The organism is Psychromonas arctica, assembly GCF_036697365.1.
Taxonomy (GTDB): Bacteria; Pseudomonadota; Gammaproteobacteria; order Enterobacterales; family Psychromonadaceae; genus Psychromonas; species Psychromonas arctica_A.
In genome coordinates this window covers 15,451-30,903 of sequence record NZ_JBAHZA010000016.1, presented here as the reverse complement: position 1 = coordinate 30,903, position 15,453 = coordinate 15,451, and the positions used below count along the sequence as shown (strand labels likewise).

The following is a 15,453-nucleotide window of genomic DNA, read 5'->3' as shown; positions in this document are numbered from 1 at the left end:
GACTAAATGAATAGCGAAGAATTGGGTAATAAATTTTTCACTATTCATTTAATTAACAGGTCTGTTATGAACTTAAAAAGTATTGCTTTATCTTTATTAATTATGTTTATGTTGTTTGGTTGTGTCAGTTTTCAATCAGATAACACTGAAGGTGTTATGTTGACATTGGATGATGTTTATTTTGATAAAGAGACAGGCACGATCGTCGAATATAATGATGTTTACGAGAATATTATTATTCCGAATAGTTTAGATGGTGTTGCTGTGACAGCAATTGGAGATCGTGTATTTAATCGCGCGGGTTTGGCGAGTGTTATTTTGCCCAACACCATTAAAACTATTGGATATGAAGCTTTTTCTGACAATCTGTTAACAACAATTATTATACCTGATTCGGTAGAGTCGATAGGATATAAAGCTTTTTTCAGTAATGCGCTAACACATGCTGTGATTCCTGATTCAATAACCAAAATTGAACGTGGTGTATTTTCTGAAAACACCTTAAAAAATATAACTATACCTGATTCTGTTATCAGTATAGGAGATGAAGCATTTGCTTCTAATGCATTAATGAAGCTTAATATTCCAGATTCAGTTAAAACAATTGGGAGATTAGCTTTTTTCAAAAATGCATTAGTCAATGTTGAAATTCCAGATTCAGTTTCGGAAATCAAAGCGGGAGCATTTTCTCATAATGCACTAGCGAGTGTTCTTATTTCTGATTCAGTGACTAAAATAGGAGAACAAGCTTTTTATCAGAATCATTTAGAGAGCTTAAAAATTCCTAATTCTGTGACTATGATAGGGGCAAATGCATTCACGAATAATAATTTAACTAAAGTTACTCTTTCAAATTCATTAACTACAATTGAAAATGCAGTATTTTCTGGAAATGCGATAACAAGCGTTATCATTCCCAATTCAGTAATTAAGATTGGAGATCAAGCATTTTTAGAGAACGAATTAACAAGCCTAATCATTCCCAATTCTGTTATTAGTATTGGAGACGCTGCATTCGCTAAAAATGCATTAAAAAAAGTTATCATTCCTGAATCAGTAACGACTATTGGACCTCAAGCTTTTTTCGAAAATGCATTAACAAGTGTTGTTATTCCAAACTCAATTAGCAATATTGAATCTGATTTATTTTATAGCAACTCATTAACTAGCATCACCATTCCTGACTCAGTAACAACGATAAGTGATGGCGCATTTGCATTTAATGCAATAACTAAAGCTAATATTCCTAATTCAGTCAAAACTATAGGCGATAGCGCATTTGCATATAATCAGTTAACCCAGGTAACTATTCCAAACTCAATTACAAAAATTCCAGATGGTTTATTTTATAAAAATAACTTAACTCAAGTTACCCTTCCTAATAACATTACTAAGATCGGCGAAAATGCATTTAGTTATAACACATTAGCAAAAATTACTATTCCAAATTCAGTTACTTCTATTGGAATACAAGCATTCGCTTACAACAACTTAACAACAGTTGTTATTCCATATTTAGTGAGTGATATTGCTGATTCTACCTTTCGAAATAATAATTTAGTTACTGTGAGTATTCCTGATGCAGTAAAAAATATAGGTCAAGCAGCATTTTTTTCTAATAACCTGATAAGTGTAAATATACCTGATTCAGTTGAAAAAATTGGTAATAATGCATTTTCTAATAATGAATTAACTAGTGTTATCATTCCAAATTCAGTTACTTCGCTTGGTTATGGGGCCTTTTCTTACAATACATTAAGTAATATTGTTATTTCTAGTTCGTTAAAAGCAATAGAAGACAGTGTATTTAAAAAGAATATGTTATCGCAGGTTTCAATCCCTAATTCTGTTATTAAAATTGAAGGAAATGCTTTTTCTAATAATTTATTAACGAGTATTAATATCCCCTCATCAGTAACTGAAATTGGTTATTATGCATTTTCTGAAAATGCATTAACGAGTATTAATATTCCCACTTCTGTAACCTATATTGGAGCTTCAGCATTTGCTAAAAATGCATTAACAAGCGTAATCATTCCTAAATCATTGTCTGAAGTTAATTGGTCAGTTTTTTCCGATAATCAGTTAACCAACGTAATAATTCCAAGCTCTATAACAAGTATTGGTAAAAACGCATTTTCTGATAATGCGTTAACGACTGTTGATATTCCAGATTCTGTTATTAGCATTGGGGAACTCGCTTTTTCAAATAATAAATTAACAAGTATTAATATCCCGAATTCAGTTACTAGCATTGGTGTACAAGCATTTAAGAATAATGCTTTAAGTAAACTTATTATTCCTAACTCGGTGGTAGAGATTAAGAAGGAGGCATTTTTTAATAATTCTTTACGTAGTATTAATATTCCGAGTTCTGTAAGTGTCATAGGAAAAAATGCATTTGATGCTGACGTAAAAAATACGAACTTAGATGGCAGTAAGGTTGTAACATTAACGCTTGATGATGTTGATTTTAATAAAGATACTGGCACCATTACAAATTATACTTCTCATTATAAAAAAATTATTATCCCTGATAACTTTGATGGTATTTCAGTTACAAGTATTGATGATTCAGCATTTCAGGAAATAGGTTTAACCAATGTTGTTATTCCTAATTCGGTGACCACTATCGGTGAATTAGCATTCAGTAATAACAGCTTAACAAACATAATAATCCCGTCTTCTGTGAAAACTATTAATAGAGGGGCATTTGATAATAATGAGTTAACGAAAATAACTATTCCTAATTCTGTTATTACTATTGGTGATTTCGCATTCTCTAATAATATGCTGGTTAATCTTGTTATTCCTAATTCCGTGAAAACGATTGGTAAATATGCATTTGCGGCTAATACGCTTACAGATGTCATTATTTCTAACTCCATAGCTCATATTAAGAAGCATGCCTTTTCTTCTAATGCCTTAGTTAGTGTAAATATACCAAATTCAGTGACAACTATTGGTGCGAATGCTTTTTCTAAAAACATGCTAACAAATTTAAATCTACCTGATTCAATAATGACGATAGAATATGGTGCCTTTGAAAATAATAAATTATCGAGTGTTACGATTCCTAACTCAATAATGACTATCAATGAAAATGTATTTAAAGATAATGAATTAACAAATGTTATTCTTCCTCATTATGTAAAAGATATTAAAAATAATGCATTTTTTAATAATAATTTAACTCATATTGATATTCCAGAAACACTTAAATCTATTGGTGATCAGGCATTTGCTGGGAACGATTTGACAAATCTTAATATTCCCGACTCAGTCTCTACAATAGGTGAGTTAGCTTTTGCACATAATAAAATAACTCACGTTGAGTTACCGGACTCAATGCTTTCAATTGGTAATGCTGCATTTTTTGATAATTTGATAAATATGATCACTATTCCTAAGTCAATTGACTTGGCTGAGACTGATTTAATTGGGGCTAAACTAACGTTAAAAGATGTAATTTTTGATAAAAGTACTGGAACGATTACATCGTACAAAGCCACATATCAAAATATAATGATACCGGATAACTTTGATGGAGTGCCGGTAACTAAAATAGGTAAATTGGCATTTATTCGCAGTGGTTTAAAAAATGTTGCTATTGCGAACTCTGTTAACAGTATTGAAAATGGCGCGTTTATTGAAAATAACAGACCTAGTATTATTTTTTATGAATCATTAAAAGATATTCATAAAAATGCTTTTGATATAGCATCTAACATTTACACTTATGACTAAGCAAATGAAATTAAGAGCTCAATATGTATTTTTTAAACTTATTGAATTCTTTTACATTTTAAATTATTAACTCACTTTATATCGATTTAATAAATTGCTGTATTAAATCGGACAAAACAAAAAACCGACTTTCGTCGGTTTTTTTAATTCACTTTATAAAGGTTTATCCTTTAAAATTTACTCAACCGTAACAGCCTTGGCTAGGTTACGTGGTTGGTCTACGTCAGTGCCTTTGATTAACGCAATGTGGTATGACAACAACTGCATTGGTACGGTGTGGAAAATCGGCGCAATGATTGGGTCAACATGTGGTAGTGAAATAATTTTCATTCCGTCACACGCTTCAAAACCAGAATTTTCATCGGCAAATACGTAGAGTAAACCGCCACGTGCACGTACTTCTTCAACGTTAGATTTTAGTTTCTCTAATAAGTCGTTATTCGGTGCAACCACGACGACTGGCATATCTGCATCAACAAGTGCCAATGGACCATGTTTTAACTCACCTGCTGCATAAGCTTCTGCGTGAATATAAGAGATCTCTTTTAGTTTTAACGCCGCTTCCATAGCAATCGGGTAGTATTCTCCACGCCCTAGGAATAATGTATGGTGTTTATCAGCAAAGTCAGACGCTAAAGCTTCTATCTCTTTATCAAATGCTAGCGCTTTTTCAACTTGTGTAGGCAATGAATGTAAAGCGCGTACGATATCCGCTTCTTTTTGAGCATCGACTGTGCCCTGCTCTTTACCAATGGCCGTGACTAAAATAAGCATCGCCGCCAATTGCGTAGTAAAGGCTTTAGTTGATGCTACGCCTATCTCAGTGCCTGCTCGCGTCATAAAGGCTAGGTCTGACTCACGTACTAGTGAAGAACCAGAGACATTACAAATAGACATTGCTGACATGTAACCTTTCTCTTTTGCCAAACGTAATGCGGCTAAGGTATCTGCGGTTTCACCCGATTGAGAAAGTGTTAATAGTAAGCTGTTTGGACGAACAACAAAGTCACGGTATCGGAATTCTGATGCGATTTCGACATCACAACTAACGCCAGCAACAGACTCAAACCAGTAACGTGCAGCCATACCTGAATTGTATGATGTACCACAAGCGATAATTTGCACATGCTGTACTTTTGCTAGTATTTCTTTTGCACCATTGCCAATACTTTCAACAACAATGCTGTCATCATTAATACGACCTTCTAATGCACTAATTAGCGCGCTTGGCTGTTCAAAAATTTCTTTTTGCATGAAGTGACGATATTTACCTTTACTACCAGCATCGTGTTCAACGTTAGATTCAACCATTTCACGTTCAATGGCATTACCTTTTAAATCAAAGATAGACACTTCACGACGGGTAATTTCTGCTACATCACCTTCTTCAAGATAAGTGAAACGGCGTGTCACATTTAATAGTGCTAACTGATCAGATGCTAGGAAGTTTTCACCGATACCGTGTCCAATAACTAATGGGCTACCTGAGCGAGCAACGACTAAACGCGATGGGTCACGACTATCTAGCGCAACCATGCCATAAGCCCCTTCTAATTGCGGAACGGTCTTTTGTACCGCTTCACGAAGTGATGATGAGCTTCTTAGTTCCCACTCCACTAAATGTGCAATCACTTCTGTATCAGTTTGAGAGTTGAAGATGTAACCACGTTCTTGTAATAGTGTGCGCAGCGGTTCATGATTTTCAATAATACCGTTATGTACAATAGAAATATTCGCAGAAACATGAGGATGTGCATTCGCTTCTGAAGGTTCGCCGTGTGTTGCCCAACGAGTATGTGCAATACCAGTACCGCCCATAGCCTGCATTTCATCAACTGCATCAGCTAATGCTTGTACTTTACCTAAACGGCGTACACGAGTTAGTTTACCTTCGCTATCAACAACGGCAACACCCGCAGAGTCGTAACCACGATACTCTAATTTTTTTAGACCTTCGATTAAGATTTCAGATACTTCTCTTTGCGCAATTGCACCAACGATACCGCACATATACTTCCCCAGATGATTAGTTAAAAATTAATTAACGCATACTTTAGTGTATTTATTATAAAAGATCATCATAAAAACAGCTAAAACATGCAAATAAAAAAGAAAACACAAACAAATATGCGTAAAAACAAAAATAACCAGTAAAAAAGCGCAAGATTATGCGTGTATGCTTGTTATTGATATCGCTTAAACATCGCTATTTTTACACTTATCTATTCACTTCTATAAAATTACTGTTTAAAGTTACAGTTCATTTATTCTCAGTTGGAATTCTCATGCTCAATCATCCACTCACCAAAGCTTTATCTCTTGTTTGGAAATTATTAACAGTGTTGATTTTGCCTATTATTATGGCGATTTATGTAGAGATAATAGATGCCTATTATGGCCCTTTTGTTTTTTCTGATTTAGACCAAGGTAAGAATGTACATAAGTGGGGTATTATCGGTATTTATCTGACATTTTTACTGTGCTGGAATAGACTTAACCCTCATGTGATCAGTGCTTTGAAAAAAATGGAATACTAGTATGTCTGTAGCGTTATTGACCGACAATAGTTTTGCAGTATTAGCTATATTAAGCATTATTTTTGTCGTATTACTGTTATTGGTATTCAATAGACTAACAAATGTTAAAAACCAACTGGCAGAACAACATCTCACCTTAAAGCTCACCGAACAGCACTTAGCACACCAAGAGCAGCAAAACCAAATACTAGAAGATAAAGCCCGAGATTTATCACTACATAATGAAAGTTTGCAGATGCAAGCAAACAAGCTGACAACGCGATTAAGAGAATCGGACATCCGCTTACAAGCTGGAGAACAACGTTTACGTGATCAACAAGCCACTGAAGCAAAGCTAAGCCAACAATTTGAAGTGTTATCGCAACGTATTTTTAATGATAAATCGACGCAATTTAAGCAATTAAATGAGCAATCAATTAAACAGCTACTGGATCCATTAAGTTCACAATTGGAAGGCTTTAAAAAACAAGTCAGTGACTGTTATATCAATGAAAGTAAAGAACGTTTTAATTTAAAACGTGAAATTGACCAACTCGCAAACTTGAATAGCTTAATGCACCAGGAAACACAGAATCTAACAAATGCCTTGAAAGGCGATAACAAGCAGCAAGGTAATTGGGGAGAAGTAGTTTTACAACGTATCTTGGAAAACTCCGGTCTCCGTGAAGGGCATGAATACCAAACTCAGGTCAATTTAAAAGACAGTAAAGGACAACGTTTTTTACCTGATGTCATTGTTAACTTGCCGCAAAGTCGCAATATCATTATCGACTCGAAAGTGTCTTTAGTGGCTTATGAGCGTTACTTTAATAGCCAAGATGTAGGTGAGCAGAAACAAGCAATTGATGCGCATTGTTTATCAATCAGACAGCATATTAAAGGCTTGGGGAAAAAAGATTACCAAGACTTAATTGGTGCGAATACTTTGGACTATGTGTTGCTGTTTGTCGCCGTTGAGCCTGCTTTTATTGTGGCTTTGGAGCACGATCCGAGTCTAGTGCAACTTGCCTTAGATAATAATATTCTATTGGCTAGCCCAAGTAACTTAATGATTGCTCTGCGCACTATCGAAAACCTATGGCGCTTTGAACGCCAAGAGAAGAATGGCCAATTAATCGCACAACAAGCAAGTAAGCTTTACGATAAATTACGTCTATTCAGCGATAACTTTTTAGAAGTTGGTTCTCAGCTTGATAAAGCCCAGAAAACCTATCAAAGTGCTTTAAAACAACTCAGTGATGGTCGTGGTAATGTGATTCAGCAAGCAGAACAGTTAAAAGGACTTGGAGTGCCCATTAAGCGCCCTATTGCGGATAAATTAACAGCTGAAAATAATCAATTAAGTGATACTACACATCATGCTGATAATGATAGCAACTCACTCTCTTAACAGGGTCTTAATTGTCTCTTCAAACCATTGATAACGCATAGGTAACTGACGATAACGTTTCTGCGTCAAATATAAAGAGTCTTGAATAACGTACTGTAATGGTAATACCTGTAATGATGCTTGCTCAGGGAATTGTTCAACGGTACTTTTAGCTAATACAGTGAAACCAACGCCTTTTGCTACCGGTAGTAGAATCTGTTGCAGTTGATTAACATAACCTTTAATCGCCAAACTGTTTGGACCTTTATAATCGGCTTTAAAATTAGCCGATAATACTTTTTCAGCGAAATGTAGCCCATCAGGATGGTTAATAAAACCGATTTTATTCAAATCATCAAAACGACATGTATCGCCAAGATCCACACTTGCTGGCAATACAAGCTGTAACTCTTCAACACCCACTAAGGTTTGCTTAAGTTGCTCGTGTGAACTTTCAATCGTCACAATGCCTAAATCCACTTTATTACTTAGTAAGTCAGCAATAATATTTTTATTCGGTGCAGCTTCAACAAATACGCTCAATTCAGGATAAATAGTCTGTTGGTGAACAAAGTGAGGGTACAACTGGTTAGCTAATGCCCCAGAACAGGCTATTGAGCAAATTCCCTTGGTCATTTCATCATGGTTAATTTGCTCATTTAACTGCGCTTCTAAGTCGCGCATAGCCAATGCTGTTTGGTAGAGTTTTTCACCCGCCAAGGTTAATTCAAATTGTTTTCCATAACGCTCTAGCAGCAAGGTATTAAAATGTTTCTCTAGCTTTTTGATATGTTGTGTCACACCGGGTTGCGTCATAAATAGACGCTCTGCAGTTTGAGTGAAATGACGAGTTTCCGCTAAAGTTATAAATGTATTTAAATGCTTTTGATTAATCATCATTTACCTTTGTTGCTAGTGCTGGGTCTAATAGAGATTTAACGACGCCAAAAGTGCCTTGTTAGCATCACCGCAACCGTCAATATTTCTAGGCGTCCCATTAACATTCCAATTGATAACACCCACTTCGACGCATCTGGAAAACCAGCAAAATTCCCTGACGGACCAATCGCAGGTACTAAGCCAGGACCAACATTTGATACTGCTGTTATAGAAGCAGTAAGCGAGATCATCGCCTCTGAACCAAATGCAGTTAACAATAATGTAGATACTGCAATCGTTGCCATATAGGCAAGAATAAAAGCCACTAAAGAACGTAAAATTTCATCGCTAACTTTACGGTTATTATATTTTTGTGGAAATAAGGCATGAGGATGCATTAACAACATAAGTTGTCGTTGTAATAAACTAAAAGCAATTTGGAAACGGAAAATTTTAATACCGCCAGATGTTGAACCTGAGCATGCTCCTGAAAATAATAGCCCAGCAAACACCACAATACTAAAGTCACCCCAAGTTAAAAAGTCATCTAAACCAAAGCCTGTTGTCGTTATGACAGAGACCACATTAAACATGCTTAGGCGCAATGCATCGAGCCAGGAAAATTGATCCGAATTGACTAAGTAAATAGTCAAACTTAATGTACAAGCGATAATTAACTTCGCGAAGCCTTGAATTTGTGCATCTTGCCACAACGGTGTTAAAGACTTTTGTTGCATGGTTCGAATCATTAATAGGAATGGAATACCGCCTAGAAACATGAAAATAATCGCATTCCAATGTGCGAAGTTAGAGAAATGCCCCATAGAACTATCTGATGTTGAATACCCACCGGTAGAAATAGTGGTCATGGCATGATTAACCGCATCAAAATTTTCCATACCGGCAAAGCGGTAGCCAATATAACAAGCGATGGTTAGGGTGATATAAACCAGCAAAATATCTAAGGCAACTTGTCGTGTTTTCGCCGAAGATTTATCAGACCAATCAGACGACTCGGTTTGGAATAAGCGCATACCACCAACATTTAAGAAGGGTAAAATAGCCACGCCCATAACGATAAAACCAACACCGCCTAACCACTGTAGAATTGATCGCCACAACAGAATGCTATGATGCATGTTATCTAAACCATGTAATACCGTACTGCCCGTGGTAGTAATGCCAGACATGGTTTCAAAGAAAGCGTCGCTATAACTAATATGCTCTATAAATACAAAAGGTAATGCTGCGAATAAACTGGCTAGAATCCATACCCCTGTCGTTAACAGGAACATTTCCCTGACACCTAAATGAGAACGTTGCTTTTCGCCACCAAGGTATAAAAAAACAATCGAAGCGAGGTGGGTAATGATGATTGATAATAAAAACTCCATCCCACCAAAAGTACCGGTGTAGAAAGCTAATATCATCGGAAAATACATAAACACTGCCATTTTTGACAGCACAAGCCCAGTAATAAAAAACAGTGGACGGTAAGTCATTGTTTACTGCTTACAAGAAGAACGGACTAGGTTGAAATAGTTTTTCGATATCACTAATGTACTTCTTATTCACTAGGAATAGGATCACGTGATCATCGGTTTCTATTACTGTATCGTCATGCGCAATCAATACTTGCTCCTCACGCACTATTGCTCCCACACTGGTTCCTTTTGGTAGTTTTAATTGTGAAATTTCTTTCCCTACAACTTTTGAAGTCATGTTATCGCCACGTGCAACGATCTCAATAGCTTCAGCTAACCCTTCACGTAATGAATAAACATGTTTTAAATCGGCTTTACGTACATGGGTTAACAGCGCGGATAACGTCGCTTGTTGTGGGGAAATAGCAATATCTAAGATGTTACCTTGGATCAAGTCAACATAAGCAGTACGTTGAATCAAAACCATGGCTTTACGTGCGCCTAAACGCTTGGCTAACATTGCAGACATGATATTCGCTTCATCATCATTGGTAACGGTAATAAACAAATCTGTTTGATCAATATGCTCTTCTAATAATAAATCTTGATCCGATGAGTCCCCACAGAAAACGATAGTATTAGATAAAGTTTCAGATAAATGCTCTGCACGTCGGAAGTTTTTCTCAATCAATTTAACTGAGTTTTCTTTTTCTAAGCGTTTCGCAAGGCTTTCACCGATATAGCCGCCACCCACGATCATAATACGTTTATAAGGATGCTCTAATTTCTGCATCTCCCCCATGATCGCACGTATATTGGGGCTCGCTGTGATAAAGAATACTTCATCATCGGCTTCAATAATCGTGGTCCCCTGTGGACGAATCGCTTTACCACGTCTAAAGATCGCTGCAACACGCGCTTCGATATTCGGCATATGCTCTTTTAATGCTGAAATAGCATTACCCACCAGCGAACCACCGTAGTAAGCACGAATAGCCACTAAACCAACTTTACCATTAGCAAAGTTAGCTACCTGTAATGCACCAGGATATTCAATGAGTTGAGCAATGTAATCACTTACTAACTTCTCAGGCGCTATAATATGGTCAATTGGGAAAGCATCTTTATTAAATAATTCTTGTTCATGCATCACGACTGTTTGCGAGCGAATACGCGCTATTTTTTTAGGGACGTTAAATAAAGTAAAGGCAATCTGACAGGCAACCATGTTGATTTCATCACTGTTCGTCACAGCGATCAACATATCAGCATCTACTGCTCCAGCATTACCTAACGTAGTAGGACACGAAGCGCTACCTTGTATTACACGCAAATCGAAACGGTCTTGCAACTCTTGTAAGGCTTCATGGTTTTCATCAACCACTGTGATATCGTTATTTTCGCCAACTAAATTTTCAGCTAAAGAAGCGCCTACTTGTCCTGCACCTAAAATAATAATTTTCATTTCGTCTCACTAGTTATCGATAGACTATTGTCGTTGATATCGTTTTATAACGCTTTTTGTAGTTTCGCGTAATAGAAACCATCCATTTTTTGCTCATTTGGCAAAATTTGACGCTGACAAACCGTGTCACTAATCTTGCTAGATAAAGGAATCAATGAGGCATCGCTGGTGGACGCTAAAAAACGCTCGACTTGCAGATCATTTTCATCGGGCAAAATCGAACATGTTGCATATAACAATACACCACCCGGTTTTAATTTCTTCCATAATGCTTGCAAGATATCTTGTTGTAATGACACTAACTCATTGATATCACTATCACGTCGTAACCAGCGGATGTCTGGATGACGACGGATAACACCTGTAGCACTACAAGGTGCATCACATAATATACGGTCAAATTGTTCACCTGACCACCATTCGTCTGGCTTCGAAGCATCACCATGAATCACAGTCGCCTGCAGATTTAAACGATCAAGATTTTCCTGCACTCGCAGTAAACGTTTTTCATCAAAATCAACTGCAACCATCTGTTTAAGCTCAGGCTGTAACTCTAATGTATGTACTGTTTTACCACCAGGTGCTGAACATGCATCTAAGATCAGTTCGTTTGGTTGTGCTTCTAAATAATGTGCCGCTAACTGTGCAGCACCATCTTGCACAGATACCCAGCCCTGTTCAAAACCAGGTAATTGATAAACATCGCAAGCACTTTCTAAACAAAGCGCATTGTCATTATTATCAGTACCTTCTGCTTGCTTATCTTGCTCTGTTAATAACGCAAGGTATTGCTCACGATCATTAAAACGCGCATTAACACGTAACCACATCGGTGCTTGTTGGTTATTTTCAGTCATTATCTCAGCGGCTTTTTCTTCGCCATAGGCAGCCTGTAGACGCTTAACTAACCAACTTGGGTGACAGTATAATAAAGCGGGTTGTTGATCTGCTTGCTCAATCAAAGCTTCTTGTTCACGTAAAAAACTTCTTAATACGCCATTAATCATCCCTTTTAAGGCAGGTTTCTTTAAGGCTTTTGCGCCGTTTACTGTTTCACCGACGGCCGCATGGCTTGGGATACGGGTGTACAGTAGTTGATACATGCCCACTAAGATTAAAAAGTGTAAATCACGTTGTTTACCCGTTAATGGTTTTTTCATTAATGAGCGACAGAAAAAGTCTAAGCGAGGCAAGGTACGTAATACGCCGTAACAGAGCATTTGCACTAGGGCTTTATCTTTAGGAGTGAGTTCTTGCTGTATGGCTGGCAATGCTTGTGATAACGATTGCCCCTTTTCTACCACTTGATTTAATACTTTAGCGGCAATCGCACGTACGTTCATTGTTATTAACCTTGTTCTAGTAAGTTGCTTGATGTGCTAAACAGATCATGGCGAGAGTTTAAAACATCTGCCACAGGCATCGCTTTTTTACCTGCTAACTGAATAATTTCTAAATTGATAACGCCTTTGCCAGTCGCTACTTGAATGCCTTGTTTATCAACTTTTAAGACTGCGCCAGCTTGCGCAGTTGTTTCAGTATCCACCAGTTTAGCTTGATGTACCTTGATGACTTGTCCTGCCCACTGGAAATGGCTGATAGGCCAAGGATTGAAAGCACGAATACAACGGTCAATGAATTGTGCGTCATCTTGCCAGTTGATTTGAGCTTCTGCTTTGCTTAACTTTTTAGCATAGGTCGCTGCATCTTCGTCTTGCTTTTCTGCAACCAGTTCACCAGCTTGTAACTGTTTAATAGTATCAATCAATACTGATGGAGCTTGTTCTGCGACTTTGGCATATAAAGAAGCACTGGTTTCATGAGAATCAATTGGACAGCTGACTTTTTTCAACATATCGCCAGTATCAAGACCTTCATCCATCTGCATGATAGTCACGCCTGTTTCTTTATCGCCAGCCCAAATAGCACGTTGAAAAGGTGCTGCACCTCGCCATCTTGGTAATAATGAACCATGTACGTTTAAACAGCCTAAACGAGGCGTAGTTAAAACACTGGTTGGTAAAATTAAACCGTAAGCAACAACAATCATCAAATCTGCATTTAATGATGCTAATTGCTCAACGCTTTCTGCTTGTTTAAAGTTTTCTGGTTGATAAACCGCAATATCATTTGCTACAGCGACTTCTTTAACAGCGCTAGCTGTGAGCTTTTTACCACGCCCTGCTGGACGGTCAGGCTGACTATAGACACCGACTACGTCAAAATCAGCATCGATCAATGCTTGTAAATGGTTAGCAGCAAAATCGGGAGTGCCTGCAAAAATGATCTTTAGTTTTTCCACAAAATAACCTTAAACTGTTGAATGAATAATTATGAGAATTTTTTCTGCTGACGTTTTAACTTTTCTAATTTTGCTTTAACGCGCTTTTGTTTGAATGGTGATAGATAATCGATGAATAATTTACCTTTTAAGTGGTCTAATTCATGTTGAATACATACCGCAAATAAACCATCTGCTTTAACCACTTGTTTTTCACCGTCTAAATCTTGGTATTCTAAAGTAACAAATTCAGCACGTTGCACTTCAGCATTCGTTTCTGGCACTGATAAACAGCCTTCTTCAGAAATTTCAACGCCATCACTTTCTAAAATCGTTGGATTGATCAATACTAACGGTTGATTGCGTTCAGCAGATACATCAATGACCACTATACGTTGATGTACATTTACTTGCGTTGCAGCAAGACCAACACCATCTTCGTCATACATGGTTTCAATCATATCTGCAGCGAATTGCTTGATTTCAGGGGTGATCTCTTCGACAGGTTTCGCAACCGTTCTTAAACGATCATCTGGAAAATGTAATACTTCGAGTAAAGCCATGGTATTATCGCTCTCATTATTAATGTTAAAAAGTTAATTCTAGTCATTTCCTATTATAAAAAACAGTTTTATTAATCACAGGGCAAGGATTGTTATGAAATTAAAACTTATTGCATCGCTCCTCATTGGTGCGGTGTTGTCAATGGCAGCTCTTGCTGACACACTGAAACTAAGAGCCGACCACCCAGAAACATACATAGTGAAAAAAGGAGATACACTATGGGACATTTCAGCACTATTTTTAAATAGTCCTTGGTTATGGCCTCGCCTATGGGAAAATAATAGTCAAATTGCAAACCCGCACCTTATCTACCCTGGTGATGTATTAAACCTTATTTGGGTTGATGGTGAACCACGACTAACCCGTAAACGCCTGAAAAAGCTTTCTCCAACGCCACGCATTGAAGAAAAAGACCAAGCTATCGCTATTATTCCATTAAATAGATTGTCAGCCTTCTTAACCAAAGACCATGTCATCGCACCTGAATTAGTAGAAGGCTCACCTAAAGTATTGGGTGATGCAGTAGGTTCTCCACGTTTCTTTGAAGGGGATATTTTTTACGGCGAAGGCCAATATGACTCAAATAAATTGTATGGAATCTACCGTTTAGGCGAGAACTTCAAGGGGGAATATAGCGAAAACCTAGGGTCTGAACTACTATTTATCGGTCAAGCACAAGTATCGCAAAGCCCTAATGTTGATAAAACAGATAAAGTAACGCCACTTAGCCTAATTAGAAGCTCAAGAGAAGCGCGCCAAGGTGACTTAATTTTACCGATTCCAGAGTATGAAACATTACCCGCTTACTTTATCCCTAAGCCTGTAAGCAAATCATTAAAAGGTCGTATTTTATCCTCATTAAATGGTCCATCAGCGATTGGTAAATGGGATGTTGTAGTAATTGATAAAGGGGCGCGAGATTACGTAGAGATCGGTTCAATGTTCTCAATTTTACGTTCTGGGCAAGCTATTCTAGTAAACGATGACGTTATTTACCAAGAAGATGGTGATGCCTTTGACCAAATCGGCGATCCTGATTTAACCCTGCCAGCAGAGCGTGTAGGTGAATTAATGGTATTTAAAGTCTATGAAAAACTCAGTATTGCGATTTTAATGCGCGGTACTGATGTTATAGGTTCAACATATAAAATTGAAGGGTTAGCATTTTAAGCCTTTTAATTAAGGTA

11 protein-coding genes are annotated in these 15,453 nt (G+C 37.2%); 4 read left to right on the top strand and 7 right to left on the bottom strand.

The annotated features are described in order from the left end of the window. The first annotated feature begins 6 nt into the window (after positions 1–6). Positions 7–3,747 carry a leucine-rich repeat domain-containing protein gene (locus tag V5290_RS14885; protein ID WP_333387465.1) on the top strand — a complete coding sequence of 1,247 codons (3,741 nt, stop codon included), beginning with the start codon at positions 7–9 and terminating at the stop codon, positions 3,745–3,747. Positions 3,748–3,924: 177 nt separating this feature from the next. On the opposite strand, the gene glmS is transcribed toward V5290_RS14885, so the two are convergent. Continuing rightward, a complete protein-coding gene (glmS, locus tag V5290_RS14880) occupies positions 3,925–5,757 on the bottom strand; it encodes a glutamine--fructose-6-phosphate transaminase (isomerizing) (protein WP_333387462.1) in 1,833 nt (610 codons plus the stop codon). Positions 5,758–6,032: 275 nt separating this feature from the next. Between glmS and V5290_RS14875 the strand changes: the two genes are divergently transcribed. Both V5290_RS14875 and rmuC read left to right on the top strand, forming a co-directional pair. Beyond that, positions 6,033–6,284 carry a hypothetical protein gene (locus V5290_RS14875; protein ID WP_333387459.1) on the top strand — a complete coding sequence of 84 codons (252 nt, stop codon included), beginning with the start codon at positions 6,033–6,035 and terminating at the stop codon, positions 6,282–6,284. 1 nt (position 6,285) lies between these two features. Then, positions 6,286–7,674 (top strand): DNA recombination protein RmuC, encoded by a 1,389-nt coding sequence (gene rmuC / locus V5290_RS14870; protein WP_333387455.1) that lies wholly within the window; start codon positions 6,286–6,288, stop codon positions 7,672–7,674. Here rmuC and V5290_RS14865 read toward each other — a convergent pair. From V5290_RS14865 to def, 6 genes are read right to left on the bottom strand one after another with little or no spacing between them, the layout of a single operon-like run. After that, positions 7,663–8,550, bottom strand: coding sequence for a LysR family transcriptional regulator (locus V5290_RS14865; RefSeq protein ID WP_333387452.1), 888 nt, complete (start codon positions 8,548–8,550; stop codon positions 7,663–7,665). The two genes, rmuC and V5290_RS14865, sit on opposite strands and share 12 nt — an antisense overlap. A 38-nt stretch (positions 8,551–8,588) precedes the next feature. Next, positions 8,589–10,034 carry a TrkH family potassium uptake protein gene (locus V5290_RS14860; RefSeq protein WP_333387449.1) on the bottom strand — a complete coding sequence of 482 codons (1,446 nt, stop codon included), beginning with the start codon at positions 10,032–10,034 and terminating at the stop codon, positions 8,589–8,591. Between the two features lie 10 nt (positions 10,035–10,044). Beyond that, positions 10,045–11,421 (bottom strand): Trk system potassium transporter TrkA, encoded by a 1,377-nt coding sequence (gene trkA, locus V5290_RS14855; protein WP_290041304.1) that lies wholly within the window; start codon positions 11,419–11,421, stop codon positions 10,045–10,047. A gap of 44 nt (positions 11,422–11,465) precedes the next feature. Then, the gene (gene rsmB, locus V5290_RS14850; protein ID WP_333387444.1) at positions 11,466–12,764 is read right to left on the bottom strand and encodes a 16S rRNA (cytosine(967)-C(5))-methyltransferase RsmB; all 1,299 of its coding nucleotides are present in this window, start codon (positions 12,762–12,764) and stop codon (positions 11,466–11,468) included. A 5-nt stretch (positions 12,765–12,769) separates the two neighbouring features. Further along, positions 12,770–13,723, bottom strand: coding sequence for a methionyl-tRNA formyltransferase (gene fmt / locus V5290_RS14845; protein WP_333387441.1), 954 nt, complete (start codon positions 13,721–13,723; stop codon positions 12,770–12,772). Positions 13,724–13,752: 29 nt separating this feature from the next. Continuing rightward, a complete protein-coding gene (gene def / locus V5290_RS14840; protein WP_333387438.1) occupies positions 13,753–14,265 on the bottom strand; it encodes a peptide deformylase in 513 nt (170 codons plus the stop codon). Positions 14,266–14,359: 94 nt separating this feature from the next. On the opposite strand from def, the gene V5290_RS14835 reads away from it, so the two are divergent. Next, complete coding sequence (locus V5290_RS14835; protein WP_333387435.1) at positions 14,360–15,436, top strand: LysM domain-containing protein; 1,077 nt, start codon at positions 14,360–14,362, stop codon at positions 15,434–15,436. Positions 15,437–15,453: the final 17 nt, after the last annotated feature.

Coding starts and splice junctions, on each gene's coding strand:
- V5290_RS14885 (WP_333387465.1), top strand. CDS start 7: ATGAATAGCGAAGAATTGGGTAATAAATTTTTCACTATTCATTTAATT.
- glmS (WP_333387462.1), bottom strand. CDS start 5,757: ATGTGCGGTATCGTTGGTGCAATTGCGCAAAGAGAAGTATCTGAAATC.
- V5290_RS14875 (WP_333387459.1), top strand. CDS start 6,033: ATGCTCAATCATCCACTCACCAAAGCTTTATCTCTTGTTTGGAAATTA.
- rmuC (WP_333387455.1), top strand. CDS start 6,286: ATGTCTGTAGCGTTATTGACCGACAATAGTTTTGCAGTATTAGCTATA.
- V5290_RS14865 (WP_333387452.1), bottom strand. CDS start 8,550: ATGATTAATCAAAAGCATTTAAATACATTTATAACTTTAGCGGAAACT.
- V5290_RS14860 (WP_333387449.1), bottom strand. CDS start 10,034: ATGACTTACCGTCCACTGTTTTTTATTACTGGGCTTGTGCTGTCAAAA.
- trkA (WP_290041304.1), bottom strand. CDS start 11,421: ATGAAAATTATTATTTTAGGTGCAGGACAAGTAGGCGCTTCTTTAGCT.
- rsmB (WP_333387444.1), bottom strand. CDS start 12,764: ATGAACGTACGTGCGATTGCCGCTAAAGTATTAAATCAAGTGGTAGAA.
- def (WP_333387438.1), bottom strand. CDS start 14,265: ATGGCTTTACTCGAAGTATTACATTTTCCAGATGATCGTTTAAGAACG.
- V5290_RS14835 (WP_333387435.1), top strand. CDS start 14,360: ATGAAATTAAAACTTATTGCATCGCTCCTCATTGGTGCGGTGTTGTCA.